The organism is Gammaproteobacteria bacterium, from assembly GCA_022450155.1.
In the GTDB taxonomy this organism is placed as follows: Bacteria; Pseudomonadota; Gammaproteobacteria; order Arenicellales; family UBA868; genus REDSEA-S09-B13.
This window is the reverse complement of sequence record JAKUQR010000068.1, coordinates 1-2,982: the sequence shown is the minus strand read 5'-3', so window position 1 is coordinate 2,982 and position 2,982 is coordinate 1. Positions and strand designations below refer to the sequence as shown.

The window sequence follows — 2,982 nt, the reverse complement described above, 5'->3', positions numbered from 1 at the left end:
ATTTGGTTTCAGTTGGAGTCCTGCCTGGAGACGCCTCTCTCTATCAAACGATGTTTGACCATGCCACACGAATTGGCTACTGGAACCAAAAAACTGAATCTAAAGCGGCGTATTTTCAAGGCACCATGCAAATGAGCGACAGCCTCTCAGTAACCGCTGGTGTGCGTTACGTCGAGGAAAGAAAACACATAGTTGCGGGAACCTGTTTGGGTGCCGACACTACCGGTTTGCAAACCTGTAATTCCAATGCATTTCTCGCCGGCATTATGGGTGCTAGTTTCGATACCTGGGCACATAACTTTGACAATGTTCCTGAAAGAGATACCAGTCATTGGTTGCCTTCCTTGGTGATCAAGAAGGATCTTGCAGACAATCACATGATTTACGCCAGTTTTTCGAAAGGCTATAAAAGTGGTGGCTACAACGCAGCCGATGACCAGAATCCTGAATTTAGTTTAGTTGGAGGCGCGCGTGTTCCAAATCCTACGGTGCCAGGAATTGGTTTTGAATACGATGACGAGACCGCAGTATCCTATGAAATTGGAGGCAAGCACACGTTTCCGAACGGTAAATTGCAGTTTAACTGGGCTGCTGCGCACGCAGATTACGACAACCAACAAGTATCAACCTTTGTCGGTTTAGGCTTTGTCGTCGGCAATGCTGCTTCCTCAGATGTGGACACAATCGAAATGGATTTGTTGTGGCAGGCCACCCCGGATCTTAGAATCGGTGTTAACGCCGCTTATCTTGATGCCAAGTTCGATTCATTCCCAGCAGCTGCTTGTACTGAAAAACAATTGGCTAGCTTCAGAGCTATGGATCCAACGGGTAATCCCTACAATCCCACAGGTTTTTCTTATACCAATATACACCAGAGCCACTACGGTTCAGATTTAGCCATTGGTAATTGCAAAGCGATTTGGAATGCAGCCGGTTTCATGGCGGTTGGAAACCAGGATTTGTCTGGTGAGCCACGTGGACCTGGTAAGTACAATGGTGCCGTGTTTGCTGATTACACAAGAGACATAGGTTCAGACATGCAATTCTTTTTAAGTCTCGATGTCAGTTTCTTCGATGACTACACCTATGCAGGTGACGCTGACCCAATTGATGCACAGGAAGCCAGCCAGCTAATCAACGTGCGTGCTGGGGTTCGTGCTGACAAATGGGAAGCAATGGTCTACGGTAGAAATATCACAGATGAAATAATTGCTGCTGGAGGCTTTGATGTACCATTGACCTCTGGTGCTCACGCCATGTACATGGCCCCAAGAGAAGTTTGGGGTGCACGCTTGACCTACAAATTCTGAGTTGAGCTGAATGATAATAAAGGACGGGCTTTGGCCCGTCCTTTTTTTTGTCTACGCAGAGGAGAAATTGATATAATTTTATCCATGACCCAAACAAGAATACTTCCAATGGTAAGGCAAACCAAGATCACCAAATGAACCGCAACGTTATTGTCAGTTGTGCGGTAACCGGCTCGGGCGACTCAGTTGGCAAGCATCCTGCGATTCCAGTGACTCCTGAGGAAATAGCAACAGCTGCGATTGAAGCTGCCAAAGCTGGGGCTGCAATAGCACACATCCACGTTCGAGAGCCTGATAGTGGTAAACCAAGTCGACGGGTGGAACTTTACCGAGAAGTGGTGGAGCGTATTCGCAGCAGTGATGTCGATGTGATTATTAATCTCACCACCGGCATGGGGGGTGATCTTTTTCTCGGTCCCGACAATGAACCGATGAATTTCAGTGAGGCTACGGACTGCGTTGGCATGATGGAACGGATTAAACATGTTGAGGAACTCCTGCCGGAAATCTGTTCGCTCGATTGCGGTTCGTTCAACTATGGGGAAGGCAATTACGTCTACATTTCGACACCAAATATGCTGGAACAGGGAGCCAAAAGGCTGCAGGAAATTGGTGTTAAACCGGAACTCGAGGTATTTGAATTGGGTCAATTGTCATTTGCCAAACACATGATGACACAGGGACTTCTTGACAGTCCGCCTATGTTCCAAGTGTGTCTTGGTATTCGTTGGGCCGCTGAGGCAAATACCGCTTCGTTCAAGACCATGGTGGATGCCATACCAGAGGGTTGCAATTGGGGTGGATTCGGTGTTGGTGCGATGGAAATGCCTATGGTTGCACAAGCAGTTTTACTCGGAGGCAATGTCCGGGTAGGACTAGAGGACAATCTTTATCTGGAGAAAGGGGTGTTTGCATCCAATGCTCAATTGGTTGAGAGGGCTTGCAATATAATTCAACTCATGGGATGTTCGATCCAGACGGCTGCAGAAGCAAGAGACACTTTAGGTCTTAAGGATCTCTCGTAAATGACAATACTTATGAAGGTTTTCCAATGAATCTAGTACAAAAGAGCGTGGCACACCCGTGGATGTGTGATGTTCTGGGACATCTTACCACCCGCCATTATGTAGCCATGTTTGACGATGCGGCTTACCACTTATTATACAAAGTCTTTGGATGGACCGGATCCAGTGATGCAGATGGCAAGATCGCTTGGGCCGATGTTCGACATAGTATTAATTACCAAGCAGAAGTAGCTGCTGGAGATCTTCTCGAGATCCATGCTGGGTTGACCAAAATCGGTACCAAATCAATCACGGTCTTTTACGAGATGAGAGATCTTGGCAGTCATGAGGTGGTTGCCACGCTTGAATGCACCAGTGTGCTCTTCGATTTACAGACCCGAAAATCCATCAAGATCTCCGAGCCACTTCGGGAATTGGCGTCGAAACACTTGATAGAAAAAACAGACAACTGATGTGAATAGTCAGGCACGGATTGTTATTGTCGGTGGCGGCATTATGGGTGTTTCACTGCTGTATCATTTGGCAGAAGAAGGTTGTGATGACATTCTGCTGATTGAGAAAGGTGAATTGACATCAGGCTCCACTTGGCATGCTGCTGGTCAGTGCCCCAGTTTGGTGGGTAATTATAACCTTGCAAAAATTCACAA

Annotated in this window: 4 protein-coding genes; all 4 read left to right on the top strand. The window is 47.1% G+C overall.

Features of this window, described 5'->3' with window-relative positions; genetic code table 11:
• A partial coding sequence (locus tag MK323_15295; GenBank protein MCH2483510.1) for a TonB-dependent receptor occupies positions 1-1,310 on the top strand: 1,310 nt, incomplete at its 5' end.
• 134 nt (positions 1,311-1,444) lie between these two features.
• Positions 1,445-2,335 (top strand): 3-keto-5-aminohexanoate cleavage protein, encoded by an 891-nt coding sequence (locus tag MK323_15290; protein MCH2483509.1) that lies wholly within the window; start codon positions 1,445-1,447, stop codon positions 2,333-2,335.
• A 26-nt stretch (positions 2,336-2,361) separates the two neighbouring features.
• Positions 2,362-2,787, top strand: coding sequence for an acyl-CoA thioesterase (locus MK323_15285; GenBank protein MCH2483508.1), 426 nt, complete (start codon positions 2,362-2,364; stop codon positions 2,785-2,787).
• A gap of 1 nt (position 2,788) precedes the next feature.
• The coding region (locus MK323_15280) for an FAD-binding oxidoreductase (protein MCH2483507.1) at positions 2,789-2,982 on the top strand (194 nt) is incomplete at its 3' end.